Raw genomic sequence first — 25,581 nt, 5'->3', positions numbered from 1 at the left:
GCTCCGCCGCGCGCGGCTGGCGTGCGCGCAGGAGCGCAGGATAGGTCCATGAGCACCGTAGAAGTCCCGATGCAACAAGCCGCCTCGTCCGCGCCACAGAGCGACGCGCCACATGGCACGCGCGGAGCAGATCGAGCGTTCCGCGCCATCCTGACGATGTTCGGCCTGACGGTGCTCGCGGTGCCAGCGCTGATGGTGCTGGAGCTCATCCGCTCATCGCGGCTCGCCATCGACAAGTTCGGGCTGGGGTTCCTCACCGGGCGCGTGTGGGACCCTGCGCGTGAGGAGTTCGGCGCGCTCCCGTTCGTCTACGGCACGGTCGTCACGTCGCTGATCGCCATCGTGCTCGCCGTCCCCGTCTCGCTCGGCCTCGCGATCTTCCTGTCGGATCTGGCGCCCCACCGGATCCGCAAGCCGCTCGGGTTCATGGTCGAGCTCCTCGCGGCGATCCCGAGCGTCGTCTACGGCTTCTGGGGCATCGCCGTGCTCCGCCCCTGGCTCCGGGACACCGTCGAGCCGGTCATCATCAAGTACTTCGGCTACATCCCCCTCTTCGAGGGCCCGCCGCTCGGCTTCGGCATGTTCGCCGCGGGCGTCATCCTCGCCATCATGATCGTCCCCACGATCACGTCGGTGTCGCGCGAGGTGATGCAGGCGGTGCCCCAGCTGCACCGCGAGGCGGCGGTCGGCCTCGGCGCGTGCGCGTGGGACACGATCCGCTACGCGGTCCTCCCGTCGGCGCGCTCAGGCATCATCGGGGCCATCATCCTTGGGCTGAACCGGGCGCTCGGCGAGACGATGGCCGTCACGATGATGATCGGCAACGTCCCGAAGGTGAGCGCGTCGATCTTCCACCCCGGCTATTCGATGGCGAGCGTCATCGCCAACGAGTTCGTCGAGGCGACGAGCGATATGTACGTGTCGGCGCTGTCCAAGATCGCGCTTCTCCTCTTCGGGGTCGCCCTCCTCCTCAACCTCTTCGCCCGGTGGCTCGTGAGCTCGACCAAGAGCAAGCTGGAGAAGCGCGCATGAACAGCGACACTCCTGTCCCCGTGGCGAGCCCCACGAGCGCCCCCAGGCGCACGCTGCTCGAGCCCGCGCCCGGCGAGACGCTGCGCCGCGCGCGCAGCTACTTCTTCGAAGGGCTCTGCGTCTCGAGCGCCGTCGTCGTCCTGGTCCCGCTGTTCCTGATCTTCATCTACGTCGTCAGCAAGGGCCTCAGCGGGCTGTCCCTCGACTTCTTCACCCAGCTGCCGAAGCCCGTCGGCGACGAGCGGAGCGGCATGGGCAACGCGGTCGTCGGCACGCTCATCCTCGTCGCCATCGGCTGCAGCATCGGGTTGCCGACGGGCATCCTCGCCGGCATCTACCTGGCCGAGATCGGGCGCGGCAAGCTCGCGGCCGCCATCCGGTTCATCGCCGACGTGCTCGGCGGCGTCCCCTCGATCACCATCGGCGTGTTCGTCTACGCCCTCGTCGTGGTCACGATGAAGCGCTTCTCGGCGCTCGCCGGCGGCATCGCGCTCGCGATCGTGATGCTCCCGACGGTGACCCGCACGACGGAGGAGCTGCTCAAGCTGGTGCCCGCCCACCTCCGCGAGGCGTCGCTCGCCCTCGGCGTGCCGGAGTGGCGCACGAGCCTCCTCGTCGTGCTCCGGACGGCCTCGCCCGGGATCGGTACCGGCGTGATGCTCGCCGTGGCGCGCATCGCCGGCGAGACCGCGCCAGTGCTCCTCACCGCGCTCGGCTCATCGTATTGGAGCTTCGCCATCGACCGCCCCATCGCCTCACTGCCGGTGCAGATCTGGCGGAACGCCACATCGCCCTACCCGAAATGGCAGCAGGAGGCGTGGACCGGCGCCCTCGTGCTGATCATCATCGTCTTCCTCCTCAACCTGCTCGCGCGCATCGCCACGTCGCGGAGCGTCAAGGCGCGCTAAAGGCACCCGATGAGCTCGTTCGACTCACTGCACCACAAAGGACGGTCCGGGGAACGCCGCAGCGGGCTCGACGTGGACGGCATCGACAGCCGCTCCATCGAGCCAGGAGACGAGGCGCCGCCAGCCAAGATCAGCGTCACTCGGCTCAACGCCTATTTTCATAAGTTCCACGCCATCCACGACATCACGCTGGATATCCCCGACGGCCAGGTCACAGCGGTCATCGGCCCGTCCGGGTGCGGTAAGTCGACGTTCCTGCGATGCCTCAACCGGATGCACGAGCAGGTGCCCGGGGCCTCGGCGAAGGGCTCCGTCATGATCGACGGCGTGAACATCTATGACAAAGCCGTCGACCCGGTGCGGCTGCGGCGGCGCGTCGGCATGGTGTTCCAGAAACCCAACCCGTTTCCAACCATGTCGATCCGCGAGAACGTCCTCGCCGGACACAAGCTGAACGGCATCTCCGTCAAGGATCCCACAGGCCTCGTCGAGAAGTGCCTGCGCCAAGTCGCGCTCTGGGACGAGGTGAAGGACAAGCTCGATCAGTCCGGGCTATCTCTCTCGGGCGGCCAGCAGCAGCGGCTCTGCATCGCCCGCGTCCTCGCGGTGGAGCCGGACGTGATCCTGCTCGACGAGCCGTGCTCGGCGCTCGATCCCATCGCGACCGCGCGCGTCGAGGAGCTCATCGACGAGCTGAAAGAGCGGTATACTTGCGTGCTCGTAACACACAACATGCAGCAGGCCGCCCGGTGCTCTGACTATACCGCCTTCTTCTACATGGGGGACTTGGTGGAGTTCGACAGGACCCAGACCATCTTCACCAACCCCAAGGAGAGCAAGACGGAAGACTACGTCACCGGGAAGTTCGGCTGATGGAAGCGGGGGATAGAATCATGCCGACGTCGCACACGAGCAAGGTCTACGAGCACGAGCTACGCACGCTTCGCGAGAAGCTGCTGCTCATGGGGAGCCTCGTCGAGGAGATGATCCAGAAGGGCTCGACCGCGCTCACGACGCGCGACACGGGCCTCGCCAAGGCGACGATCCGGCTCGATCGGCGGATCAACCGCCTCGAGTGCGAGGTCGACGAGCTCTGTATGAGGATCCTCGCGACCCGCCAGCCCGTGGCGTCCGACCTGCGCTTCGTCACCACGGCGCTCAAGATCGTCACCGATCTGGAGCGGGTCGGCGACCTCGTTGTGAACGTCTGCGAGCGTGTGCAGGAGCTCAACGAGGAGCCGCCGCTCGCGCCGGTGGCGGATCTGCAAGGCCTCGCGGACGAGGCGATCGAGGTGGTGCACGAGGCGCTGGACGCGCTGGTCGCCCGCGACTGCGAGCGAGCGAACCAGCTGCTCACGCGCGATGACGTGATCGACGAGCACTACGCCCGCATCTTCCAGGAGGTGCTCCTCGTCATGAGCCGCGACCCGAGCACGGTGTACAGGGCCACGCGCATCCAGTCGATCGCCAAGTACCTGGAGCGCATCGCCGATCACGCGATGAACATCGCGGAGTCGGTCGTCTTCCTCGTCAAGGGGACGGACATCCGGCATCACAACCGCCTGAAGGAGAACGACCCGCTCTCCTCGCCGCCGCCGGCCGGGCTTCGCCTGCGCTAGGCGCCTGCCCGGCCTGCGCTAGGCGCCAGCGCTGCCCGGAGGCGCCGTCCCGCCGTGGCCGTGCCCGTGGGGCGCCTCGTCGCCGTGCGCGTGCCCGTGGGGCGCCTCGTGCCCGTGCTCGCCGGCGCAGCGGGCGTCCTCCCATCCGACCCAGTACGGGCCGTCCGGCCCGTGCTCACGCTTCCAGATCGGCAGGCGCTCCTTGATGCGATCGATGAGCAGGCGGCACCCGCGGAAGGCCTCTGCCCGGTGCGGCGCGCTCGCGGCGCAGGCCACGGCGACGTCGCCGACGTGGAGGGCGCCCACCCGGTGCGTCGCGGCGACGCGCACGCCGGGGAGCTCTGCCGCGATCTCCGACAGGACCCGCTCCAGCTCGGCCTCGGCCATCGTCCCATAGGCCTCGTACTCCAGCAGCGTGACCGAACGGCCCTCGTTGACGTCGCGCACCACGCCCAGGAACGTGGCGATTCCGCCCGCGCCAGGGTGAGACACCGCGGCGATGAGCTCGTCGAGTCGGAGCGGCTCGGCGCGGATCCGGCTCACGGCGCGCTCCGCTGGAAATGGCCGGACCGGCCCCCGCTCTTCTCGAGGAGCTTGATGTCCGAGATCACCATCTCGCGATCGATCCCCTTGAGCATGTCGTAGATCGTCAAGCACGCGGCGCTCACCGCGACCATGGCCTCCATCTCGACCCCGGTGCGATCCACCGCCTCCGCGGCGGCGGTCACCCGGATCGACGCGGACGGCTCGTCCACGTCGAGCGAGACCGAGACGTGCGTGAGCGCGATGCCGTGGCAGAGCGGGATGAGCTCCGGCGTGCGCTTCGCCGCCATGATCCCGGCGATCCGCGCCGCGGCCAGGACGTCGCCCTTCGGGGCGTCGTCGCGCGCGACCCGGGCGATCGTCTCGTGGCGCATCAGGACGGCGCCGGACGCGACCGCGCGGCGGTGCGTGACGGGCTTGCCTTCGACAGGCACCATGCGGGCCTCGCCGCTCGGAGAGAGGTGAGTCGAGAGCGCTTCGCCCTCGCGGGGTCGATCAGGGGTTCGCGGCATCGCCCCGGAATCTGACACGGCGGCCCCGAGGACCGGTAGCCGAACGTGATCCGGCCCCGCGCCGATCGCCCGCTCCTTCAGCCGCCGATCGCGCGGATCGACACAGCGGAGGCCGTCTCTTCGGTGCAGCCCTTCCAGACCTTGCCGTCCGGCTTGAGGCGCCACGCCTCGTCCAGGCGCAGGCGGATCGCCGCGCGATCGCCGATCTTCGCCTCGCGCGAGGCGTCGACGCCGTCGTCCGTGGCGAGGCACGGCCGGAGCACGCCCGTCGAGGAGACGCGCAGGCGATCGCAGCTCTCGCAGAACGTGTCGCTCGTGCCCGTGATGAAGCCCACGCGGAGCGACGGGTCGCGGCGAGCGCGGACGTACCTGGCCGGGCCGAGGCCGGGCTCGGCCGCCGCCTCCTCGGGGAGGAGGTGCTCGGCGAGGCGCGCCCTCATCTCGGCCGCGGTGACGAGGTGCTTGCCGACGAGCCGAGCGCCCTCGGCGATCGGCATCACCTCGAGGAAGCGCGGCACCATCCGGCGCTCCCAGGCCCACAGCGCGAGCCGCTCGATCTCGTCGTCGTTCACGCCGCGGAGGACCACCGTGTTCAGCTTGATCGGCGAGAAGCCCGCCGCGATCGCGGCGTCGATGCCGTCGAGCACCCGGGCGAGCTCGCCGCCCCGGGTCACCTCGTGGAAGCGCGCAGGATCGAGGGTGTCGATCGAGACGTTCAGCCGGTGCAGCCCGGCGGCGCGCAGCGGCCCGGCGAGCCGCGCGAGCTGCGACGCGTTCGTCGTGAGGGCCAGATCCTCGAAGCCGAGCGAGGCGAGGCACCCGACGATCGACACGATCTCGGGGTGGAGCAGCGGCTCGCCGCCGGTCAGGCGCACGCGCCGGACGCCGGCGTCGCGCAGGGCCTCGAACATGGTGCGCCAGGCGGCCGTCATGAGCTTGCCGTCGGCGTAGCCGTCATGCCGCGACGGGCGGCAGTAGGTGCACGCGAAGTCGCACCGATCCGTGACCGAGATGCGCGCGCTCCGCGGCGCGGGCCCCGCGTGCGCGCCAGCGGCCTCGCGGGCGCCGTCGCGGTACGGGATCACGGCGGCGCGTCGCCCCGCCTCTCCGCCGCCGACGAGCGGCAGCGATCGCCTCCGCTCGGCCGGCGCGTCGCCCGCATTGCGCGCAGGATCGAGGCCGCCAATAGAAGAAGGCATGCAGCGTCCCTCTCGGTCCTCTAGCCGCCCGCCACCGGCGGGATGAGCGCGACCTCGTCACCGAAACCTACAGGATCGCTCGGCGTCGCATAGACGCCGTTCACGGCCACCCGGATGGATCCCTTGTAGGGGCCGAGCCCCGGATAGCGAGCACAGACGTGCTCCAGGAGCTCCGCTGCGGTGCAGGGACCAGCCAGCGGCAGCGCCACTTCTCCGGTGCCCAGCACATCCCTCGCGCCAGCGAATGCAAGCACGCGTACCGCTGCATCCATCACCGCAACCTAGCATCGCTCCGCTGACCCGACACGACGAACTGCCGCCAAGCGACCTCGGGCCGCCCTGGCGCCTGGCGCCTGGTGCCTGGCGCCTGGTGCCCGGCGAGATTCGAGTCTACCGGGCCCGGCCGGCACGGCTATCATCGGGCGGCTCACCGTCATGTCGGAAGAAGGCTTTTTGCCGGGCACGATCCTGGCCGGTCGCTATCAGGTCCGCCGAGAGCTGGGTCGCGGCGGTATGGGCGTCGTCTATCTCTGCCGCGATCTCGTGCTCGACGAGCGCGTGGCCGTGAAGCTGCTCGACCGGCCAGGCGCGGCGGCCCGCCCCGAGGACGCCTGGTGGTTCCAGGAAGAAGCCAGGGCGCTCGCCGGGCTCTCCCATCCGGCGCTCGTCAAGGCCCGCGACTTCGGGGCGCTCAGCAACGGGACGCCGTACCTCGTGATGGACGCCGTCCCGGGGCGATCGCTCCACGAGTGGCTCTACCTTGCGCGGCTCGAGGACCCGCTGCCCTGGCCGATCATCTGGAGCGTCATCGACCAGGTGCTCGGCGCGCTGGCGCACGCGCACGCGCGGGGCGTGATCCACGGGGACCTGAAGCCGTCCAACGTCCTCGTCGATCTGCAGCACGGGGGCGAGCCGCCGCTCGTGCACGTGCTCGACCTCGGGCTCGCCTGGCTCATCCAGGACCGGGTCGATCACCGGCTCGACGGCTCCAGGGAGAGCGAACCCACGGTGCGCTGGGGCGCGGGCACCCCGGGCTGGATGGCGCCCGAGCAGATCCGGTTCGCGGCGCCCCACGTCGGACCGCCGACGGACCTCTACGCGCTCGGCTGCATCCTCTACGCCCTGCTCGCCGGCGGCGAGGTCTACGACGGCAACAACGACGAGCTCCTCCAGCAGCACCGGAGCGCGTCGATCCCGGACCTGCCCCTCCCCCCGGTGGTGCCGGGCGACGTCGCGAAGTTCGCGAAGCGGCTGCTCGCGAAGCGGCCCTGGCACCGCTTCGATTTCGCTGGCGACGCGCGGCGGGTGTGGAAGCGGTTCGAGCCGCGCAACAACGAGAACGTGACAGCGACGCCGCTGCCGATCGCCCTCTTGACGAGCGGCCGTCTGCCCCCGAGCCGCAAGGAGCTGCTCACGCCCGAGCTCATCGAGCCTCCAGACGACGACCCGCCGCCGTCCGTGACGACCACCGGGCTGCTCGCGCTCCGGCCCAGCCCGTTCGTCGCGCGGACCGGGGAGCGGGCGCGGCTCATGGAGGTCGTGGCCGAGATGGTCGACGCGCCGAAGGCGATGCACCGGTTCGTCCTGCTCGCGGGCGAGGCCGGCGTCGGCAAGAGCCGGCTGGCCGAGTGGCTCTGCGAGGAGGTCCACGAGCGGGCGCTCATGGTGCCGCTCCGCGCGCGCTACCGGCGCATCGCGGCGCCGCTCGACGGCGTGCTCGGCGCGGTGACCCAGCACTACCGGCTGGAGCGGGCCGAGCGCGAGATCGTCGAGAAGGTGCTGATGAACCTCTGGGAGGTCCCGCCCGAGGACGAGGTCGGCAAGACGTGGGTCGCGGCGACCGCCGAGTGGATCAAGCCGTCGCCTCCGGGCAGCGAGGCGGTCGGCCCGACGGGGAAGCGCTTCCGCCTGGACCGCCCCGAGCTCCGCTGGCTGATCATCCGCAAGACCCTGGAGAGGATCGGCCGGGACCGGCCGGTGCTGCTCTGGCTCGACGACCTGCACTACGCCTCGTCGACCACGTTCGAGGGGCTCATGACGCTCCACCGCGACGCGCCGAACCTGGGCCTCCTCGTCGTGGCGACGGTCAGGAGCGAGGCGGTCGAGTGCGATCCGGTGGCGGCGAGGCGCATCGAGGGGGCGCTCGCGGCCTACGTCGGGGAGCGGCTCGACGTCGCCCCGCTGAACCCCACGCAGACGCACGCGCTGCTCCGGGAGACGCTGCCGCTCGACGACGCGGCGGCCGAGGCGGCGACGGCCCGCAGCAAGGGGAACCCGCTCTTCGCGCTGCAGCTGCTGCACGCGTGGGCGGGCGGCGGCCACCTCCAGCTGCGCGCGGGCAAGTACTTCGTGCCGAGGGCGTCGATGGCCGTGCAGGCGGCGACCACCGCCGACCTCTGGGAAGAGCGCCTCGCGGCGCTGCCCGAGGAGCTCCGCACCGGCGCGCGCGCCGCCGCCGCGCTCGGCGGCGACATCCGGCGCGAGATCCTGCGCGCGCTGCTCACCTCGCTCGATATCTCGGCGGACCGGGCGATCGCGTCCATGCAGCGCGCCCAGATCCTCCTCGCCGTGGGCGATCGCCTGCGCTGGCCGCACGCGCTGCTCCAAGAGCACCTCCTCTCGCAGCTCTTCCTCGAGCCGGACGCGGCCCGCGTGTTCCGCGCCGCCGCCGACGCGCTCGGGGCGCACCCGGCCGCGTCGAGCCGCCGCATCCTCCGGCACCGGGTGGTCAGCCTGCTGCGCGCCGGCGAGACCGACGAGGCCGCGGCGCTCATGCACGCGCACGTGGCGGCGCACTGGCAGAGCTCGCGCGACATCGCGGCGACGCTCCGCGACCTCGCCGTGCTCGACGGCAAGCTGCCCGGGGGGAGCGACTCGCGCCCGGGCCTCCGGGGCGGGGTGGACGCGCGGCCCGTGCTGACGGGGACGCGCCTCGGGACGCAGCTGCGCTTCCGCGGCGAGGCGCTGCGGCTGGCGGGGAGGCTCGACGAGGCGCGGCGCGACGCCGAGGACGCGCGGCGCATCTTCGAGCAAGCCGGCGACCGCGAGAACCAGGCGCACTGCCTGCGCCTGCTCGGGCACATCGCGTCGGACCTCGGCGCGGAGGCGCAGGGCCGGCGGCTCGTGGCGCGAGCGCACGCGATCTTCGACGAGATCGGCCACGGCCACGGGCAGGCGCAGTGCGAGGTGCTGCTCGGCGAGATCGACTACCTGCTCGGCGAGCACGCGCGGGCGCGGGCGGTGCTGGCGTCCGGGGCGTCGAGGTTCATGGAGGTCGGCGATCGGCTCGGCCGGGCGCAGTGCCTGCTGCTGCAGAGCATGGTCGAGCAGGCCGGGGCGACCTCGGAGGCGGCGCGCGCGCTGCTCACGACCGCGCACGCCGACTTCGACGCCATCGGCTACCGGCTCGGGCTCGCGCAGTGCGACCTCGCGCTGTCGCACTCGGACCACCGCGTCGGCAACTTCGAGGCGGCGCGCTCGGGCGCGCTCGCGGCGCGGCAGAGCTTCCGCGACGTCGCGAACCCGCGCGGCGAGGCCGGGTGCGAGCGCCTCCTCTCGATGGTGGCGCTCGACGCGGGCGCGCCGGAGCTCGCCGAGGAGCACGCGCTCGCCGCCGGCAGGCTCTTCGAGCGGCTCGGGGATCCGTGGGGCCTGGTGGAGGCGCGGCTGCTCTTCGCGCAGATCGCGCTCCACCGCGCGGACGCTGAGCTCGCTCGCGAGCACCTGATGGCGTGCGAGGCGGTGGCGCTCGCGGAGGCGGAGCCCCGGCAGCACCGGCACCTGACGCTCGCGTGGCTCGCGTACCACGAGGGGCGCTTCCACGAGGCGGCGCGCGAGCTCGACGCGGCGCGGGCGGCCTTCAAGGACAGCCGCACCGGAGACCATACGCCGCAGCTCCTCGAGCGCTTCGCGCGGATGGGCTGGCCCAAGCCGGCGGGTACGCGGATCAGCGGCTGGATGCGCACGCTCGAGAGCACCTGAGGCGAGGGCCCGGGGGGCGCCACAAGCGCTCTCCAAAGGCTCAAAGGCCGCCGACGGCTGGCGCTCTCACGAGCTGCGTCGCCGAGCGGGGCTCACCCGCACAGGAGACGGGTCCAGATCGGCGTTTTCGGCGCGCAGGCGCACTCCCGTGCGCTGAGCACCGAAAACGCCGAGATGGGCCCGTATCCGAAGCGGGTGAGCCCCGCTCAAAGGGGGAGCCAGAAGTCGGGCCCGAAGAGGCGGCGCGCGTCCTCGATCGTGCGGAGGGCGCGCGGCAGATCGAGCCTCGCCTGGTGCTCGGCCAGCTGCACGACGTAGGGGATCCAGAGCGGCCTGCAGACGACGAGCGCGGCGAGGTGGAACTCCGCCTCCTCGGTCTGGCCGAGATCCATCGCCACACGCGCAAGGAGGCTGTGCACCGGGACCGGCGACCCGAGGGGCGCGATCGCCGTGGCGCAGCGCCGCACGCTCTCCGCGGCCTCCTCGCTGGGGTGCCGCCGGAACTCCTGGAACGTCTCCTCGAGCTCGTGCTCGTCGCTCACCTGCTCCGGCAAGTGCTGCGCGACGAGCGCCTTCCAGTGATCGACGAACGGCAGACCGGCGAGGGCGCTCGAGCCGTCGGCGTGGGCAAGGAGCATGTCGGCCTCCTTCCAGTCGCCAGCCTCTCGGGCGAACTCGAGCCCGGAGACGACCCGAGCCTCCTCGTGGAGCCCAGGCTCCTTCGTCAGGAGCCAGCGCTGCCAGTAGAGCGCGCCCCGGAAGGCCACGCGCGCGAGCGGCTCTTTGTCGTCCGCACGCATCTGCAGCGCCATGTCCAGGAGCGCACTCTTGTGCCGCTGTACGTCGTCGACGAGAAGGCTCGCCGGCCAAGCGCAGAGCCCGCACGCCTCTGAGATCATCGAACCCCCTCGCACCGCGCGAGAGCTGCCTGCCGACAGGCAGCGCAGAAGGAACCCCCCGCGATACAGACCAACGCTACCACGGCGCCCGCAGCACGCGAGAGGCCGTCGCCAGCAGGTGGCAGGCAGACAACATTGACGAAGGCAACAGCGCTCGAATGCCGCCGCGCGAGCGGCCTGCACCGGAACGGATCCCGAACCAGGGAGCGGACGAGAGACGAAACGCACGGGGACGAAGACGACGAGGACGGCGACGACGACAACGGCCCGCGCCGAGCCGCGCGCGGGCTCATGGACCTCGACCGAGGCTTCCTGCACAATGCGCCGCTGGCGGCAGCGACCGAGCGGGGGTGTCGGCGGCCGCTCGAGGTGCTGATTGGCGATCGAGATCGAGAGGACAACACGGCGGCACGGCGCTCCTGACACCCTGCGGCGCCCACGATGAGCCAGCCTGATCTCCACCGCGCCGCGTTCGAGGCGGCCGAAGACGCGCTCCTCCTCCTGGAGAACGGCCGCGTGATCGACGCCAATCCGAGCGCGATCCGGCTGCTCGCCGGGTCCGCGGACGGCCTCGTCGGACGGGAGCTCACGGACCTCGCGCCGCTCCTGCAGCCCGACGGACAGGCCTCCGCCGAAGGCCTCGCGCAGCGGCTCGACGCGGCGGGCCGGGGCGAGCCGCAGCGGTTTCGGTGGCTCTACCGGCGCCCAGGCGGGGACTTCATCCAGGCCGACACGCAGATCGCGCGGCTCCCCCTCCCCGACCGAGCAGGGCCGATCCTGCGCGCGGTCGTGCGCGAAGAGGACAAGGAGCAGCGGCGGCTCTACGCGCTCGCCGTCGACATGCTCGGCGCCGCGACGCTCGACGGGCGGTTCAAGGAGCTCAGCCCCTCGTGGGAGCGCACGCTCGGGTTCAGCCGCCAGGAGCTGATGGCGCGGCCCTACCTCGAGTTCATCCACCCCGAGGACAAGGCGCGCACCCTCTCGGAGACAGACACGTTCTCGACGGGCGCGCAGACGATCACCTACGAGAACCGCTTCCTCTGCAAGGACGGCTCGTACCGGTGGCTCGAGTGGAACGCGATGCTCGCGCTCGACGAGGGGCTCGTCTACTTCGTCGCCCGCGACGTCACGCGGCGCAAGACCGCCGAGATCGCGCTCCGTGAGTCCGAGGAGAAGCTGCGGGCGCTCTACGACGGCATCCCGCACCACCTGGTGGTCGTCGACAAGGACGCGCGCATCGTCTCGGTGAACCGGCCGTCTCCCGGGGTCCGGGAGGAGAGCATCGTCGGCCGGAGCCTCTACGATTTCACGGCGCCGGAGTACCACGCCACCGTGAGGGAGGCGCTCCGGACGGTGCTCCAGGAGGGGGGCCGCGCGAGCTACGAGGTGGTCGGCCTCGGGGCGAACGGCGGGCGGGCGTGGTACGCGAACCACGTCAGCGCGATCCGCGGGGTCGACGAGGTCACGAACGCGCTCATCGTGGGGGAGAACATCACCGAGCGCCGGCGCGCCGAGGAGCAGCGCCGGGAGAGCGAGGCCCGCTTCCACGCGGCCGTCGAGGCCAGCATGGACGCGTTCCTCACGCTGGCCTCCCGCCGCGACGACAGCGAGGAGATCTCCGATTTCGTGATCACGGGGCTCAACGCGCGCGCCGCGACGATGCTGTCGATGCCGCGCGAGCAGCTCCTCGGTCAGCGCCTCTCGGAGCTCGTCCACTCGATCGAGGCCGGCGTCCTCCTCGAGAGGTGCCTGCGCGGCCTCCGGAAGGGGGCGCCGATCGAGGAGGAGATCCTCCTGCCCGCGCCGGCCGCCCAGGCGTCGCGCCCTGGCGTCTGGGTGCACCACCAGATCGTGCCGATCCAGGGCGGCGTCGCCGTGACGATGCGGGACACCACCGAGCGCAAGCGGCTCGAAGATCAGCTGCGCCAGTCGATCGAGCGCCTCGAGGTGTACGCCGAGGAGCTGGAGGGCAAGAACCGGATGCTCGCCGCGGAGAACGCCGAACGCGAGCGGACCGCGAGCGTCCTGCGCCAGCAGCAGGAGGCGATCCGCGCGCTGTCGACGCCGATCATCCAGGCGTGGGAGGGCGTCCTCGTGCTGCCCATCATCGGCGCGCTCGACGGCGTCCGGGCCACGGACATCATGGAGAAGCTGCTCGGGGAGATCGTCCGCACGCAGGCCCACTTCGCCGTGCTCGATCTGACCGGCGTGGAGGTCGCGGACACGCCGACGGTCGACCACCTGTTCCAGGTGGCCCGGGCCGCGAGCCTGCTCGGCAGCCGCTGCCTCGTGTCGGGCATCTCCCCCGGGGTCGCGCAGGCCATCGTGACGCTCGGAAGCGACGCGCGGACGCTCGAGACCTTCGGCGCGCTCGAGGACGCCCTGCGCCACGCGCTGGTCGTGTCCGGCGCCCGGCTGCCGAACGCGCGCGGCAAGGCGCGGTAGCGGCGGCCTGCCTATGCGTCGTCGGCCGCGAGCTCGTCGTGGAGCTCCCGGGCGCGCGCCGCGTGGCGCGCCGCCGCGGCGCCCTCGCCGATCGCGGCGGCGTGCGCCGCGGCGCGGTCGTACGCCGCCGCGGCCGCCCGAAGATCGCCGCCCCGCTCATAGTGGTGGGCGAGGAGGGCGGCGCCCTCGTCGCGCGCCGCCGCGCTCGGGGCGCGGTGCTCGATCCAGTCGGCGACGAGCAGGTGGATCCGCCGGCGGATCTTGAGGCTCAGCATCTCGTAGGCGACCTCGCACGTCGCCTGCTCCACGAACACGTACTCGCGCTCGCCGGGGAACGACGCGGGGGAGCGGAGCCGGATCAGCTGGCGCTCGCAGAGGCGCGCGAGCAGCTCGGCGGTGGACGCGCTGCCGCCGTGGCGCACCGAGAACGGCGGATCGAGATCCTGGAGCTCCGCGAGGATGCGCTCGCTCGACATCGGCGAGCGCGCCTGCGGGGCGTCGTTCCGGAGCCGCTCGACCGCGCCCTCCCAGAAGGTCCGGCCGACGACCGCGGCCTGCGCGAGGAGGCCGCGCGCGGCCTCGTCCAGGCGGTCGAGGCGCGCCTGGACCACGCCGTGCACCGCCGGCGGCAGGCTCAGCGCGCTGAGCGCGTCGTCACGGACGTGCCACGCGCCCTCCTGGGCCTCGATGACGCCGGCGTCCACGAGCAGGTGGAGGGTCTCCTCCACGGTTCGCGGGTTGCCCTCGGAGCGCTCGGCGATCGCGCGCACGAGCTCGAGATCGAGCGCGGAGGCGCCGCGGAGCCGATCCCGGATCATCTCCTCCGCGTGCCGCCGCGCGAGCGGAGACGCGTCGACGCGGACGTACGCCTCCTTCCCGACGCCCCAGTCGGGGCGGCGCTCGTAGAGCTCGGGGCGCGCGGTGCACACCATGCAGAGCGGCAGCCCCTCGGCGTGCGCCACGAGCTCCTCGACGAGGTCGAGCGTCGCGTCGTCGGCCCACTGCAGGTCGTCGCACACGATCACCATCGGCGTCCGCTCGAGCGCGAAGGTGACGAGCAGCACGAGCGCGGAGGCGATCCGGCGCCTCGCCAGCACGCTGCCGCGCGCCGCGGCCTCGAGCAGCCCTGCGGGCGCAGGCCGCGCGCCCAGGATCGCCGCCAGCCGGGCGAGGATCTCCTCGAGGTCGCTCCCCCCGCTCGGCCTCGACAGCGAGGGGGACGGATCGAGCTCGTCGTCGTCCTCGTACCGCGCCGCCCCGGATCCCCTGCGCCCGCTGACGGTCGAGCTGATCGGCCCTCGGAGCGGGACGGACGACGCGCGGGTCACGATGGGCGACGCGCCCCCGAGCGCGGCGGCCCTGGCCCCCGCCCCGGCGGCCTCCCGCTCGGCGCGGACGCGGGCGCGCGCGGCGCGCAGCCGGATCCAGCGCAGACCGCGGCGCAGCTTGCGCAGGATGACCTGGGCTGGATCGGCCTCGTGGATCCCGAACCAGCGGCGGAGCAGCGCGCCGGCCAGGCCATAGCTCGACTCCTGCGCGAGCGCCGAGCACTGCGCCGAGAGGGTGAGCAGCCCCCCGGGCGGCGCGAGCGCGTACCCGCGCTCCGAGGAGGGCGCGCCGCCCCCGGCGCCGCCGTCGCCGAGGCCCGCGAAGAGCTCTGCGAGCATCCGCGTCCGTCCCACGCCGGGCGCGCCGACCAGCGTGATGAGGCGCGGCCGCCGCTCGTGGAAGGCGGTCTCGACGAGATCACACAGGCGCTGCATCTCCGCGCCGCGCCCGACGAGGCGCGTCGAGAGCCCATGGAAATCGGGCGGCGCGAACGCGTGGTGGAGCGGCGCCTCGCCGAGCACGCGGTAGATCGGCTGCGCCGCGCCGTGAGCGGTGGACGCCGGAGGCGCCGCCGGCGCCCGGACCGCGCCCGCGTCGATCGGCTCGACGTGGAAGCGCCCGAGGACGAGGCGGTGGGTGTCGCGGCCGATCACGATCGCGCCGCGCGGCGCGAGCTGCTGCAGGCGCCCCGCGCCGTCGACCGCGTCGCCGATGACGGCGAGGTCCTGCCGCGCCGAGCCTCCCGCGCCGACGAAGGCCCGCCCCGTCGCGATGCCGAACCGCACCGAGAGGCGGACCGATCGCGCGGCGCGCGGCAGCGCGAGGCGCGGGATCGCGGCCTGCGCGCCGAGCGCCGCGACGATCGCCCGCTCGGCGTCGCTGTCGGTCGAGCGAGGGACGCCGAAGACGGCCATGACGCGCCCGCCGATCGGCCGCTCGACGATCCCGTGCATCTGCTCGACGTGCTCCGCGAGCTCCTGATAGCAGCGGTCGACGACGTCCTTGACGTCCTCGGGATCGAGCCGCGACGAGAGCGCGGTCGCCTCGGACAGATCGGCGAACAGGACGGTGCAGATCCGGTGCTCTCCGCCCTCGAACGGCAGCGCGGCCCGGGTCCGCGGCGAGCCGCGATCGGAGCTCACGCTCCCCCTCATCCCGCTGCTGTCCGGCGCCAGCCACGACCTCGACGACGGCGGCAGCGACGGCGGCGGGACCGACAGCGCCGGCGGCGGCGGCAGCGGCGGCAGGTGGACGGCGGCGAGGTCGAGCAGCCCGTCGGCGTCGTCGTTCGTGTCGCTCGGGCCGAAGGCGGGCGCGCGCAGGGTGTCGCGCGCCACCACGACGATGCTGGAGCGGTGGGCGGCCTCCAGGGCGGCCCACATCTCGCCGAGGTTGTGGAACCGCTGCGAGGGGTTGATCGCGAGCGCGCGGCCGAGGACCGCCTCGACGTCGGCGTTCGCGTTCACCCCGCGGGAACGGAAGCTCGGCCGGATCGCCTCGTCGCTCGAGGCGACGAAGAGCTGGATGACGTCGCCGCCCGAGAGGGCGGGCTGACCGCTCGCGACCTCGACGAGGATGAGGGCCATCGCATAGACGTCGGTCCAGGGCCCCGTGGCGCCGAACCGCGGGCTGAACTGCTCCGGCGCGCCGTACTGCGGCGTGAAGGCGCGGAACGTTCGTCCCGTCTGGACGAGCGCCTCTGCGAACGTCGGCGTCTCCGAGAAGACCTTGGCGAGCCCGAAGTCGAGCACCTTCATGCGGTCGCCGAGCAGGAACAGGTTGGCCGGCTTGACGTCGCGGTGAGACACGTTCTCGTCGTGGGCGACGGCGAGCGCGGAGGCGACCGGCGCGAGGAGCCGGATCGCGTCGCCGAGGCTCCTCGGCGGGAGCTTCTCGGCGCTGCGGCGCTTGAGATCCTGCTCGAGCGTCTCGCCCTCCAGCCACTCCATGACGATGTACGGCGTCCAGGGCCCCTTCGGAGCCGCGGCAGCGCCGATGTCGAGCGCCTGGACGATGCCCATCGTCCGGCGTGAGAGCTGGTGGAGCAGGCGCGCCTCCTCGCGGAACTTGGCGAGGAAACCGTCCTGCTGGTCAGGGCTTAGACCCGCGGGGATCTTGAGACATTTGACGGCGACCGGCGCATCGAAGCCGAGGTGCCGGGCCCGGTAGACGACGCCGAACGCTCCCTCGCCCGCCAGCGCCTCGACGGCGAACTGGCCGTCGATGATCGACCCCACCCAGCCGAACGGGTCGCTGGCCTGCATCGTTGCCTAGGCTACCTGTTGCGCCGAACCCCGAGCAAGAGAAGCAACGGCCGCGGGCGAGGGGATGTGCGAGGCGGGGCGCGCGTGGGGCCCCGCCGAACTCGCGGCTCCAAGGAGGAAAAGGGGCCCTGACGGCCGCGACGGGCGACTGGCATAGATCCATCTCCGCTGGCCGGGTAACGATGAGGCCGGCGATTCGAGCTCGACGGCGCCGATCTGCCTACATGAGCGCTGCGGCGCTGCGGCAGAACTCGGACCGCCGGACCACCGCAGCTCCGGTCCATCGAGGCCCACTGCCGTCCTCGCGCTTCTCTCATCGCCACGCGCACCACGCGGCGCGTACCGGTGGATCGAGCACGAAGACGAGTCTCCTGGATCGGGGACAGGCAGCTCATGGGCGCTCCTGCCTGTCACGGTCGGCCTGCGCTGCAGGCCCTCACGGGCCCGCCGCGTCGCCGAAGCAGCCGTATCCCTAGCCCCAGAGCGGGAATTGAAGGGCGAGGGAGAGCGCGCCGCGTCGGTTCATCGTCGACCGCCGCGGACGGCAGCGCCATCCTGAACGCATGAACTTCCTGCTTCATCGCCACCTCGCCGCGCGCGACCTCGGCTCGGCCGCCGCGGGCGCAGCGGCGATGCTCCCGGACCTCTGGCGCATGGCCGACCGGCGCGTCAGGCCCTCCCGCGCGCCCGATCGCCCTGCCGCCCCGCCGCCCCGCCTCGCCGAGGTGCTGGCCGGCATCGACCACCACGTCGCCGTCGACCGCTGGTTCCACGCCGCCCCCGTCTTCGTGGAGGGTGAGCGCCGCCTCGCCGCCGCGTTGCGCGCCGCCTCGCTCGGCGCGCCCCGGCTCGCGCTGTTCGCGCACGTGCTCTGGGAGATGTGCCTCGATGGCGCGCTCGTCCGCAGGACCGGCCTAGCGCCCCTCCTCGACGACCTCCGCGCCGGCCTCGACGCCATCGACGGCGCCCCGACCGAGACCGCCGCCTCGATCCACCACTTCCAGCAGCGCGCCCCCTCCCCCGCCGGCGCCCTCGCCGATCGCGCCGCCTTCGAGTCGCGGCTCCGTCGCATCTGCGACGAGCTCCTCCGCGGCCCCTGGATCGCCGGCTACCAGGACGGCGCCGGCCTGGTTCTTCGCCTCTCAGGCGTCCGCGCGCGCTTCGGCATGCCCCCCTTCACCCCGGACCAGCACGCCCGCCTGGCCGCGCTCCTCGACGCCCTCGCCGCCTCCGCAGACGACGCCCTGACCGACCTCCTCCGCACCGCGCCGAAGCACTGAAGCGCCCCCGCACCCCTTCATCCAGACGGCGATCGCCTCTCTTACTCGTGCACGATGACCGTCGTTCCTTCGCCCAGCTCTTCGCCTGTGTTGATGGCGTGCCATCCGGGCGGCACCGGGGGATCGGTCCAAAGAAAGAGCCGGTGGGCGTCGATGGGCGACAGGTTGATGCAGCCGTGGCTGCGCGGCGTGCCGAAGACGTCGTGCCAGTACGCGGCGTGGAGCGCGTAGCCGCTCGCGAAGTACTGGATGTACGGCACGTCCTTGAGGGCATAGGTCCCCTCGCCGCGGCGCCGCGTCACGCCGTACTCCCCGTCGCCCTTCCGGGGGACCACCTTCTCGCCTGCCGCGGGCTTCGCCGCAGCGCTCGCGCCCGGCTTCTTCGAGGAGCGCTCCTTCGAGGAGCCGCCCTTCTCCGGCTTCGCGCCGCGCGAGGCCGACGGCGCGTCGGCGGTCGTCTCCGCGCGGCCGCCGACGCTCGACGACTCGTTCGAGTCCATCGTCGCCGTGATGTGCTTGTTGCGGATCCGGAAGATGCCGCGCACCGTCGCGGTCGTGGTCTTGGGATCGGCCACCCCGGCCTGGCCGGTCGAGACCAGCGTGGCGTAGACCGGGCGCTTGCCCTCCCAGAGGACCAGCGTCTGGTGCGTGATCGACACCTCGATCCACTTCTCGCCCTTCTCGGCGACCTCCGGCCACGCGGACGGCGCGACCGCGAGCCCGACGTCGAGCTGGCTCACGTACCGCTGATCCCGGGTGCGGTAGTACTTCACGCCCTCGATCCGGCGCATCCTGCCGGTCAGCGGGACGATGTCCCGGAACGGCAGCTCCTTGCCCGGCGTCGCCTTGTCGCCCTGGATCTGGACGTCGCGGGCGCTCCGCGCGCGGACGAAGGCGAGCGGCAGCGTGAGCGCGTCGGTCAGCTCGACGCCGTGCCAGGGAGAGCCGGTGTCGGGCTTGATCTTCGTCGCAGGCGCGAGCCGGAGATCGGTCGTGATCGCGAACCGCCGGCTCAGCGACTCCGGTCCGGTCGTGAACGATCCGATCAGCGACAGCCCCGTGAAGCGCCGCGCGCGATCGGCGAAGGCCGCGTAGTCCGGGACCTTGAAGTCGCTGATGTTGCGGATGAGGCGCTTGCCGCCCTCGAGCCAGAACGGGATCGGGTCGCCGTCCCCTTCCCCGCCGAGCAGCGCGCCCTCGCCGAGCTCGAGCGAGTTCTTCCCAAGGCCGAGCTCGCCGAGCTGCTTGCCAGGTAGCGGCACGCCGCGCGCGTCGATCGCCACGTCGTTCGCGCCGAGGATGACCCGCTGCACGGTCGCCTTGTTCTCCTCGAACCACGACAGGTGCTCGTCCAGCTTGAACTCCGATTTGCGCTGCTCCTCGGCGGTGGGGACGCGCAGGTAGAGCGGCAGCACGGCGCGGACGAAGGCGTACCGGTACGGGAGCGCGGTCCTCATGTTCGGCCCAGGGCCGGCGGCCTTGAGGATCGGGTCGTTCAGGTCGAGCGTCGCCTCCTCACCCACGCAGAGGTAGCCGTGGGGCTCGATCGCATACCAGCCGCCCGGACAGCCCGCGGTGCCGGCGGGCTCGGCGGAGCGGGGCACCCTGGAGCCGACGCGCAGGTACCCGAGCTTCTTCGACGTGTCGCGCGGCTCCTTGTAGACGGTCGCCACGAAGGCCGTCACGCCGAGCAGCGGTTTGTCGCTCGGCGGCCACGCGGACGCCGCGGGCGCCGCAGGCGCGGCCTGCCCCTCGGTCGCCGTGAGCGCCGAGGGGGCCGCGTCGGCGCCCGCGTCGCCGGCAGGGGCCGCCGCCCCCGCGTCCGCGGAGGCGTCCGCGGGCTTGCGACAGCCGCACGCCGCGGCCGTGAGCGCCGCGAGGTGAGCGAGACAGAGAGCGAGGCGCGCCGCGCGCCGCGCACCGTGAGGCTTCCCGGAGGACAGCAGGGCGCCCATGCGGGCCTACTTGCCAAAATCGGCGCGCGACGAAAAGCCCAAAACACCCGGCGGACGCGCGCCGACGGCTGGCTCCTCGGGGCTCCGCCCCGAACCCCGGCGTCCGCTTCGCGGTCGCCCTGGTTGCGCGCGTCAGCAATCCCCGGCGGGATTTCCTGCGCGCGCAACTAGACCGAGAGGCCCGGCAACGCCCCCGTGCAGTACGCGGGGTTGCCGAACGTCGACACGTCCACGCCCATCGCGTTGCACAGCGAGACGAGCAGGTTGTTGTGGGGATCGCCGGCATAGCGCAAAAATCGTCCGGTCCTGAGCGCCCCGCCGGCGCCCCCCGCGATCACGTACGGCATGTCGCGCCGCGAGTGGCTCTGCCCCTCCGAGATGTCCGTGCACCAGAGGACGAGCGTGTTGTCGAGGAGCGTGCCCGTGCCCTCCTGGACGGCGTCGAGCCGCTCGAGCAGGTACGCGAGCTGCTCCGCCTGCCAGCGCCCGATGTCGACGAGCTGCCGCTGCTTGTCCGCGTCGGCGATGTTCGAGTGCGAGAGCGCGTGGTGCGTCTCCGACTGGCCGAGCCACGTGAACACCTTGCCCGCCTGGGTCGCGCTCCACTGGATCGACGCGACCCGCGTGAGATCGCAGGCGAGCGCCATCGCGAGCAGGTCGGTCTGGAGCCTCCCGATCGCGGGGAAGTTGTCGTTCGCGTAGACGTCGAGCGGCTCGCCCAGCGCCGGCAGGGCGCACGCGCCGCCGAGGAGCGCCGGCACGTCGAGCCGCTTCTCGATGTCGTTCAGCGCGTCGAGGTGCCGCTCCAGCTTCTGCCGGTCCTCGCCCCCCAGCTCGCGCGCGAGGGCGCCGTAGTCCTCCATGACGCTGCCGAGCACCCGGCGGCGCAGGACGCGCCGCCGCGCGAGCTCCGCGGGATCGGCGCTGAGGTCCAGGAACAGCCGGTCGAAGGCCGCGCGCGGATCGTCCTCGGGCGGGACCGGCTGGCCCGGGCCGAGGTACGAGAGGCGCGACGAGACGTTGGCGTACTGGACCTGGACGCCGAGCTCGAGCGACGAGAGCTTCGTGCGATCCCCGAGCCTCGCGGCGAGGAGCTGGTCGACCGAGATGCCCCCGCCCCAGCCGACCCGCGCGGCGGGGTTGCAGGCGTACGGGAAGAGGGTCCCCTCCTGGAGCTCCGTGCCCGTGAGCGCCTGGCCGATGCCCTGCTGGTGAGAGTCGCCCGGCCCGTGGTAGGCGGACTCCATGTCGATGCCCTCGACGACGAGCAGCTTGTCCCGGTAGGGCGAGAGCGGCGCGAGGATCTCTCCGAGCTCGAACGACGTCTCGGTCCCGATCGGCTGCCAGGCCTCCTTCACCGTGCCGAGGCCGGTGAAGAAGACGACGAAGCGCTTCGGGAAATCGACGGCGCTCGCCGATCCGGCCATGGCGTCGAGGAAGGGGAGCGCGAGGGCGAGCCCGCCGGCCCCGCGCAGGAAGGCGCGGCGGTCGAGACGCCTCCTCGACGCGCGGCGCTGCACGGCCCCGCTCACGGCGCACCCCCTGCGCCCCGCGCCGCGCGGCGGTAGCGGAACGCGTCCGTCTGGGTCAGCGCCACGAGCAGCGCCTTGATGTTGTACCCGCTCTCGGCGAACGCCGCCTGGATCTGGCGCATGCTGCACTCGTCCTCCGCCTGCTCGGCGCGGCCGTAGCCGAAGCGGAACCACTGCGTCGCGACGCACTGGCGCACCTCGTCGCTCTCCGCGAGGCGGTGCGCGAGCTCCACCGCCCCGTCGAAGGGCCCATCGATATCCCGGCTCCCCACGATCTCGCCGCTCGCGTCGACCGGGACGCCCCGGTCGACCTCGCGGTAGAGGCCGATCCCGTCGTAGCGCTCGAACCCGAAGCCGATCGGATCCATGAGCCGGTGGCAACCGGCGCAGGCCGGATCCTCCGCGTGCCGCTCGAACTGCCTGCGGGTCGGGATCCCCTCCCGCACCGGCGGCGGCTGGATGTCCACGTCGGGCGGCGGCGGCGGCAGCGTCCGGCAGAGCAGCCGCTCCCGGACGAACTTGCCGCGATGGACGGGCGACGACTGGTCCGGCTTCGCGAGCACCGCGAGCACGCTGGCCTGGGTGAGGAAGCCGGCGCGCTGCGCGGGATCGAGCGGCACGACCGAGAGCTCGCCGGGCGCCTCCGCGCTGCCCGCCGCTCCCAGCCCGTAGAACGCGCGGAGCTCGGCGTTCATCAGCGAGTAGGGCGCCGTCAGCAGGGTCGCCACGTCGCCGGCGTCGTCCTCGAACACGACGTGATCGAGGAACGCCTCGGTCTCCGCCCGGAGGAGCGCCGGGAGCCCGGCGTGGAAGCCGGGGTAGACCGCCGGGTCCTTGGTGAGGGTGTCGATGTTCGACAGCTGCAGCCATTGCGCGTGGAAGTTCGCGACGGCGGCGCGGGCGCGCGGATCCTCGAGCATGCGGCGGGCCTGCGCGGCGATCTGCTCCGCGGTGCGGAGCTCCCCCGCGTCGGCTGCAGCGAACAGCGCGTCGTCGGGCATCGAGCTCCAGAGCAGGTACGAGAGCCGCGAGGCGATCTCGTGGTCCGAGAGCGCCACCACGCCCTCGCCGGCCGGATCCGGCATGCCGTGCTCGACGCGGTAAAGGAAGTGCGGCGACTGGAGCATCGCCTGGATCACGAGCTCGACGCCGGTCGAGAAGCCGTGCTCGTCGTTTCCGGAGGCGAAGAGCCGCGCGAGCCGCTCGCTCTCCGCGGGCGCGAGGGGACGGCGGAACGCGCGCTTGCCGAGGCGCTCGATGAGCTCGGCAGCGCACACGTCGGGCCCCTGCACCACCGGGTCGCACCCCGGAAGGAGCTTCCCGAGATCCTTCGCGGCCCGCGCCGCGATCGCCTCGGAGGCCTTCATGAGCTGCTCGGCGAGGAGCTGAGTGACCCCGAGCGCCGCCGCCTGGTTGTTGAACCCGAGCGCCTCCTCCTCGACCACGAAGGCGTCGGCCGGCGCACTGTCGTCGCCCAGGAGATCGCGGATCGTGTTGTTGTACTCGAAGCGCGTCATCCGCCGGAGCGGCGACGCGCCCGGCCGGATCTCCGCGCAGCGCGGCGCCTCGCCCTCCGCTCCCCCCGCGGCCCCGCCGCCGCGCCCGCTGGAGCAGGCGGCGGCCGCCGCCACGACGATCGCGAGCCCGAGAGAGCCGCCGGGGCCGCGCGCCGCGCGGCGGTGCCGTCCTCTTGACCGATCCATCTGCCCTCTCCCCTGGGGGACGCGCTGGCCTGCGATGCGATGCGTTGCGTCGCGGCGCTGCGCATCGTGCGACGACATTTCTCGCTTCGCCGGGGCCCGTCAAGGCGCCGAGGAAGACGAGGCTCAGCGAGGCCCGCGAGTCCGATTGCAGCGGAGTCTCGTAGCGACACTGCGCGTCACCAGAAATGTCGCTCAGCCCAGTCGAAAGACGCTGGATCCAGCCGCGACATCGCCTGTAGGCTCGCGCGCGTGCAAGCTTCGTTTGACGCCGCTGCCGGCAAAAGGCCCGCGCGGAAGCCGACCAGGTTCAGAACGCTGTCCCTCTCTTTGAGCCTCTGCGGGAGGATCCTCCTCGGGCTCTCCGCCGCGACGGTCACGACGTTCGCGCTCTCGCCCATCGCGCTCGCCGCCCCCAAGGGGTCGAAGTCGATCGCGATCCACATCGAGGGGCCGAACGCGGACGACATCCGCGAGGACATCGCGTCCCTCGTCCCGGAGACGCTGAAGGTCGTGGACGCTGACGCGTTCTCGAAGTCGCTGCGGGGCGCCGGCCAGACCAAGCCGGTGGGGGACGCGCTGGTGACGAAGGCCCAGCGGAAGAAGGCCATCGACCGCATCCGCAAGGCGGGCAAGGCCGCGAAGGTGGAGGGGGTGATCTACGGCGTCTCGCGGACCAACAAGAAGAAGAAGAAAGAGGTCCACCTCGTCTACGTCGACGAGAACGCCGGCGACCTCGCGGTGGACAGCGCTGTGCCGCTGGGCGGCTCGCGGGACGACCGCAAGAAGGCGCTGGAAGAGCTGCTCGGCCCGACGCTCTCACAGATCGCGCCGCCGCCCGCCGCGGCCGACGAGGACAAGCCGAAGGACGGCGGCGACGACGGCGACGGCGCGAAGGACGGCGACGAAGAGAAGGACGGCGACGACGGCGACAAGAGCGCCGACGACGGCGACAAGGGGGGCGACGACGGCGACAAGGGCGGGAAGCGCAAGCGCCACGACCCCCGCTCGGCGCTCTTCTCGGTCGAGGCCGGCGTCGAGTTCACCGGCCGCTGGTTCGAGTACTCCGATCCGGTCACGCAGAACCTCCGGCCCTACGACGTCTTCGGTCAGCCCGCGCTGTCGATCTCCGGCGAGGTGTACCCGCTCGCGTCGACGGACATCCCGGTGCTCAAGGGCCTCGGCATCACCGCGGGGTACATGCTGGCGCTCGGCCTCAACTCGGCGGTGGGCGAGGGCGACCCGATCAGCACGACCTACCAGCGCGTCAACCTGGGGCTGCGGGAGCGGCTGTCGATCGGCGAGTCGGCCGTGCTCGGCATCTCCGCCGGGCTCCGGCTCCTGACCTTCGAGGTCGACGCGCCGGAGGCCCTGGCCAGGACGGTGCCGAACGTCTCCTACACGCTGGTCCGGGGCGGCCTCGACCTGCGGGTGCCGGCCGGCCCGGTCGCGCTGGCGCTCGGCGCCGACTACCTCTTCCCGCTCTCGTCAGGCCCGGTCTACGATCGGTTCGCCGGGGCGAGCGTGCAGGGCATCGGCGCGATGGCCGGCGTGCTCGTGCCCGTCACGACCGGCGTCGAGGCGCGGCTCCTCGTCGAGTACGCGCGGTTCTTCTCGTCGTTCGAGCCCGCGATCGGCGACCCGTACGTGGCCGGCGGGGCGATCGACCAGTACCTTGGGGTGCGGCTCGCCGGAGCCTACGTTTACTGAGCGAGAGAGAGAGGTAGCACGTGACGTACATCGCTTTCCTTGGCGGGCGCACCGCGCTCGCCGCCGCCGTGATGAGCGGCGCTGCGTTCATCATCAGCTGCGCGGGGACCCTCGAGGACAAGGACCAGTACCTCGCCGGCGGCGACGGGCCTGGCGGCGGAAACGGCCAGGGCGCGACGACCGGCAGCGGCGGCGACGCCGCAGCCACCAGCGGCGGCGACGCTGCAGCCACCAGCGGCGGCGACGCTGCGGCCACCAGCGGCGGCGACGCTGCGACCACCAGCGCGAGCAGCGGCGGTGGGACCGGATGCGCGGAAGCGCAGGCGCTGGTGGCGGCGAAGTGCGCCACCGCGGGCTGCCACGATGGGCAAGCGAACCTGGGGGGCCTCAATCTGTCGGCGGGCTGGGAGACCAGGGTCGCGGGCCAGGCGTCCGACTGCGGCGGCAACGGCACGGTGATCGTGCCGGGCGATCCGGACGCCAGCTTGCTCTACATGAAGCTCTCGGACCCCCCGCCGTGCGACAGCCGGATGCCGCTCGGCCCGGAGCTCAGCGCCGACGAGAAGAAGTGTCTCTACGACTACATCGCGGCGCTCCCGCCCTGAGGTAGCGAAGGAGCGTCTGGCCGCGGCAGCGGCGCGGGCGGCGCGGTCGTCACCTCGATGAGACCGCC

Annotated in this window: 18 protein-coding genes; 9 read left to right on the top strand and 9 right to left on the bottom strand. The window is 72.5% G+C overall.

Features of this window, described 5'->3' with window-relative positions:
- The first annotated feature begins 48 nt into the window (after positions 1-48).
- From pstC to phoU, 4 genes are read left to right on the top strand one after another with little or no spacing between them, the layout of a single operon-like run.
- Positions 49-1,032, top strand: a complete 984-nt coding sequence (gene pstC / locus WMF14_RS16870; protein ID WP_272098166.1) for a phosphate ABC transporter permease subunit PstC — start codon at positions 49-51, stop codon at positions 1,030-1,032.
- Positions 1,029-1,940, top strand: a complete 912-nt coding sequence (gene pstA / locus WMF14_RS16865; protein ID WP_437802154.1) for a phosphate ABC transporter permease PstA — start codon at positions 1,029-1,031, stop codon at positions 1,938-1,940. The genes pstC and pstA overlap by 4 nt, the downstream gene beginning before the upstream one ends.
- A gap of 9 nt (positions 1,941-1,949) precedes the next feature.
- Positions 1,950-2,813, top strand: a complete 864-nt coding sequence (gene pstB / locus WMF14_RS16860; RefSeq protein WP_437802152.1) for a phosphate ABC transporter ATP-binding protein PstB — start codon at positions 1,950-1,952, stop codon at positions 2,811-2,813.
- Between the two features lie 20 nt (positions 2,814-2,833).
- Positions 2,834-3,559 carry a phosphate signaling complex protein PhoU gene (gene phoU / locus WMF14_RS16855; protein WP_044964959.1) on the top strand — a complete coding sequence of 242 codons (726 nt, stop codon included), beginning with the start codon at positions 2,834-2,836 and terminating at the stop codon, positions 3,557-3,559.
- 18 nt (positions 3,560-3,577) lie between these two features.
- Here the strand turns inward: phoU and WMF14_RS16850 are convergent, their stop codons facing one another.
- From WMF14_RS16850 to WMF14_RS16835, 4 genes are all read right to left on the bottom strand, one after another.
- Positions 3,578-4,102: a molybdenum cofactor biosynthesis protein MoaE gene (locus tag WMF14_RS16850; protein ID WP_437802150.1), complete on the bottom strand. Its 525-nt coding sequence runs from the start codon at positions 4,100-4,102 to the stop codon at positions 3,578-3,580.
- A complete protein-coding gene (gene moaC / locus WMF14_RS16845; RefSeq protein ID WP_272098162.1) occupies positions 4,099-4,614 on the bottom strand; it encodes a cyclic pyranopterin monophosphate synthase MoaC in 516 nt (171 codons plus the stop codon). The genes WMF14_RS16850 and moaC overlap by 4 nt, the downstream gene beginning before the upstream one ends.
- 77 nt (positions 4,615-4,691) lie before the next feature.
- On the bottom strand, positions 4,692-5,813 hold the full coding sequence (gene moaA / locus WMF14_RS16840) for a GTP 3',8-cyclase MoaA (RefSeq protein WP_437802148.1): 1,122 nt from the start codon (positions 5,811-5,813) through the stop codon (positions 4,692-4,694).
- Positions 5,814-5,833: 20 nt separating this feature from the next.
- Entirely contained in the window at positions 5,834-6,067 is a 234-nt protein-coding gene (locus WMF14_RS16835) for a MoaD/ThiS family protein (protein ID WP_272098160.1), read from the bottom strand.
- Positions 6,068-6,248: 181 nt separating this feature from the next.
- On the opposite strand from WMF14_RS16835, the gene WMF14_RS16830 reads away from it, so the two are divergent.
- On the top strand, positions 6,249-9,794 hold the full coding sequence (locus WMF14_RS16830; protein ID WP_437802146.1) for a protein kinase domain-containing protein: 3,546 nt from the start codon (positions 6,249-6,251) through the stop codon (positions 9,792-9,794).
- A 206-nt stretch (positions 9,795-10,000) separates the two neighbouring features.
- On the opposite strand, the gene WMF14_RS16825 is transcribed toward WMF14_RS16830, so the two are convergent.
- The gene (locus WMF14_RS16825; protein ID WP_437329706.1) at positions 10,001-10,693 is read right to left on the bottom strand and encodes a hypothetical protein; all 693 of its coding nucleotides are present in this window, start codon (positions 10,691-10,693) and stop codon (positions 10,001-10,003) included.
- 441 nt (positions 10,694-11,134) lie between these two features.
- On the opposite strand from WMF14_RS16825, the gene WMF14_RS16820 reads away from it, so the two are divergent.
- The gene (locus tag WMF14_RS16820) at positions 11,135-13,138 is read left to right on the top strand and encodes a PAS domain S-box protein (RefSeq protein ID WP_437802144.1); all 2,004 of its coding nucleotides are present in this window, start codon (positions 11,135-11,137) and stop codon (positions 13,136-13,138) included.
- An 11-nt stretch (positions 13,139-13,149) separates the two neighbouring features.
- On the opposite strand, the gene WMF14_RS16815 is transcribed toward WMF14_RS16820, so the two are convergent.
- Positions 13,150-16,731: a protein kinase domain-containing protein gene (locus WMF14_RS16815; protein ID WP_437802143.1), complete on the bottom strand. Its 3,582-nt coding sequence runs from the start codon at positions 16,729-16,731 to the stop codon at positions 13,150-13,152.
- A gap of 563 nt (positions 16,732-17,294) precedes the next feature.
- On the opposite strand from WMF14_RS16815, the gene WMF14_RS16810 reads away from it, so the two are divergent.
- Positions 17,295-18,011 carry a hypothetical protein gene (locus WMF14_RS16810; RefSeq protein WP_437802141.1) on the top strand — a complete coding sequence of 239 codons (717 nt, stop codon included), beginning with the start codon at positions 17,295-17,297 and terminating at the stop codon, positions 18,009-18,011.
- Between the two features lie 41 nt (positions 18,012-18,052).
- Here the strand turns inward: WMF14_RS16810 and WMF14_RS16805 are convergent, their stop codons facing one another.
- The 3 genes from WMF14_RS16805 to WMF14_RS16795 all read right to left on the bottom strand — a co-directional run bounded on the left by WMF14_RS16805 (position 18,053) and on the right by WMF14_RS16795 (position 23,201).
- Complete coding sequence (locus WMF14_RS16805; protein WP_437802139.1) at positions 18,053-19,966, bottom strand: L,D-transpeptidase; 1,914 nt, start codon at positions 19,964-19,966, stop codon at positions 18,053-18,055.
- Positions 19,967-20,133: 167 nt separating this feature from the next.
- The gene (locus WMF14_RS16800; RefSeq protein ID WP_437802137.1) at positions 20,134-21,498 is read right to left on the bottom strand and encodes a DUF1552 domain-containing protein; all 1,365 of its coding nucleotides are present in this window, start codon (positions 21,496-21,498) and stop codon (positions 20,134-20,136) included.
- Complete coding sequence (locus WMF14_RS16795; RefSeq protein WP_437802136.1) at positions 21,495-23,201, bottom strand: DUF1592 domain-containing protein; 1,707 nt, start codon at positions 23,199-23,201, stop codon at positions 21,495-21,497. Before WMF14_RS16795 ends, WMF14_RS16800 begins: the two co-directional genes overlap by 4 nt.
- Before the next feature lie 327 nt (positions 23,202-23,528).
- Here WMF14_RS16795 and WMF14_RS16790 point away from each other — a divergent pair, with 327 nt between their 5' ends.
- Together WMF14_RS16790 and WMF14_RS16785 are read left to right on the top strand one after the other, a co-directional pair.
- The gene (locus tag WMF14_RS16790) at positions 23,529-24,908 is read left to right on the top strand and encodes a hypothetical protein (protein WP_437802134.1); all 1,380 of its coding nucleotides are present in this window, start codon (positions 23,529-23,531) and stop codon (positions 24,906-24,908) included.
- Positions 24,909-24,928: 20 nt separating this feature from the next.
- Complete coding sequence (locus WMF14_RS16785; RefSeq protein ID WP_437802133.1) at positions 24,929-25,513, top strand: hypothetical protein; 585 nt, start codon at positions 24,929-24,931, stop codon at positions 25,511-25,513.
- The last annotated feature ends 68 nt before the right edge of the window (positions 25,514-25,581 follow it).

The organism is Sorangium sp. So ce693 (assembly GCF_051521375.1).
Lineage (GTDB): Bacteria > Myxococcota_A > Polyangia > Polyangiales > Polyangiaceae > Sorangium > Sorangium atrum.
The sequence above is the reverse complement of the archived record's forward strand: the minus strand, read 5'-3'. Positions and strand labels throughout refer to the sequence as shown.

Bases quoted from the DNA above. Each gene is read 5' to 3' on its own strand.
- pstC (WP_272098166.1), top strand. From the start codon at position 49: ATGAGCACCGTAGAAGTCCCGATGCAACAAGCCGCCTCGTCCGCGCCA.
- pstA (WP_437802154.1), top strand. From the start codon at position 1,029: ATGAACAGCGACACTCCTGTCCCCGTGGCGAGCCCCACGAGCGCCCCC.
- pstB (WP_437802152.1), top strand. From the start codon at position 1,950: ATGAGCTCGTTCGACTCACTGCACCACAAAGGACGGTCCGGGGAACGC.
- phoU (WP_044964959.1), top strand. From the start codon at position 2,834: ATGCCGACGTCGCACACGAGCAAGGTCTACGAGCACGAGCTACGCACG.
- moaC (WP_272098162.1), bottom strand. From the start codon at position 4,614: ATGCCGCGAACCCCTGATCGACCCCGCGAGGGCGAAGCGCTCTCGACT.
- moaA (WP_437802148.1), bottom strand. From the start codon at position 5,813: ATGCCTTCTTCTATTGGCGGCCTCGATCCTGCGCGCAATGCGGGCGAC.
- WMF14_RS16830 (WP_437802146.1), top strand. From the start codon at position 6,249: ATGTCGGAAGAAGGCTTTTTGCCGGGCACGATCCTGGCCGGTCGCTAT.
- WMF14_RS16825 (WP_437329706.1), bottom strand. From the start codon at position 10,693: ATGATCTCAGAGGCGTGCGGGCTCTGCGCTTGGCCGGCGAGCCTTCTC.
- WMF14_RS16820 (WP_437802144.1), top strand. From the start codon at position 11,135: ATGAGCCAGCCTGATCTCCACCGCGCCGCGTTCGAGGCGGCCGAAGAC.
- WMF14_RS16815 (WP_437802143.1), bottom strand. From the start codon at position 16,731: ATGCAGGCCAGCGACCCGTTCGGCTGGGTGGGGTCGATCATCGACGGC.
- WMF14_RS16810 (WP_437802141.1), top strand. From the start codon at position 17,295: ATGAACTTCCTGCTTCATCGCCACCTCGCCGCGCGCGACCTCGGCTCG.
- WMF14_RS16805 (WP_437802139.1), bottom strand. From the start codon at position 19,966: ATGGGCGCCCTGCTGTCCTCCGGGAAGCCTCACGGTGCGCGGCGCGCG.
- WMF14_RS16795 (WP_437802136.1), bottom strand. From the start codon at position 23,201: ATGGATCGGTCAAGAGGACGGCACCGCCGCGCGGCGCGCGGCCCCGGC.